The following is a 1377-nucleotide window of genomic DNA, read 5'->3' on the forward strand; positions in this document are numbered from 1 at the left end:
GGTTAAGCTGCTGCTATCGCTTAGTACCGATACGTCAGGTGCATGGTAGAAACGTCTATTGTTTTCGGTTCCTGTATCGGACACACTGGCGATTACCCCCCCATGTACAGGAAGGGTACTAGAGCTGCTTCTATTGTTATCTATGTCGAAGCGCCAGACCTGTCCACCCATGTCGCCCACGTAAATTTGGTCAGCAATTCTGTCAGCGTTCACATCAATAGCCTTAACGTCTGATGGAATGCTATATTTCATATCACTAAAGTTAGAGGGGGTCGCGCTCCAGATTTTCTCTCCTGTCTCTGCGTCAACAATATAAACAGCTCGACCAATGGAATCTTCAGAGCGAGTTGTTGCTAGATCTTGATTGGTATCATAACCACCGCCAAAAATGAGAACTTCGCGAACAGTGCTACCCATTCTAACCTTAGTTTTAACTGGCTTAGACCAGGTCTGACCGAGCTCTTCGAAGCCGCTAGTGCCACCTGTCCCCCCAGTAATTTGCCACAGAAATTCAGGTGCATCGCGCTCTGTAACATCTAAAGCATAATAGCTATTTCCACCACGGCGCATGCCAGAATATAAATAGACGAAATCATTTGAGTCGTATAAATCATTGTCATTGTTTTCGTCGTTGACCCAAGTTGTTATGGAGCCGTCCATTCCATACGTGTGTTCAACAGCCTGAGAATCTTCAAATAAAGTTTTTTGCATTCCCAGTAGCTCTTTGGGCATAAAAGCAAAGTATTCATCACCTTGGCCTTTTGTATAGGTGCCACTAGTGCTATTACTTCCGTTTATCGCGTGGATAAAACCCTGGTTGTCACCGAAGAATATTGCCGTGTCGGGGTTCTCGTCGGTACCACCGTATATCACAACCACTGGCGCAGAGTGGAGGGGGTCCATTATTGTGTGTCGAGTATCTGTATAACTATTATCGTTATCGGTATCAAAGACATCAATATCACGAATCCAGTCTAGTAATAGCTTGTACTCTTCATCAGTTGCTTCGGTGTATTCAAGTAATTCTTTAGTAATATTGTCTGCGTTATCGTAAGAAATTTCGTTACTGTCGTCAGATAGGTTGCTAGAGCCACCTAGGTACGTAAACACATTACGGTCATCACTATTGTTGGGTAAGTTTTCTGCAGCGCCCCCTAGGTGAATATCATTAGCGTCAATATCATCTGACCACCAGCTCCATGCGCCTGGGTCAGCAGGGTTATTACTGCGAGACTTAAAGAAACCAGTTTCTGGATCAATCGCGGTACGGCCAGCTCTATCATAAACAGTGCCGTCAGATCCTAGACGATAGCGTTTTAAGTTACCCTTCCAGACAGGCCCAGTTTCAGGCTTGAAAACCGAGAAATACAATTCATC

Annotated in this window: 1 protein-coding gene; it reads right to left on the reverse strand. The window is 44.8% G+C overall.

The genetic code is table 11. From position 1 onward, the window contains the following. The coding region (locus tag A3761_RS21695; protein WP_231881282.1) for a pilus assembly protein at positions 1-1377 on the reverse strand (1377 nt) is incomplete at both ends.

The sequence above is a fragment of the Oleiphilus sp. HI0123 genome (assembly GCF_001635315.1).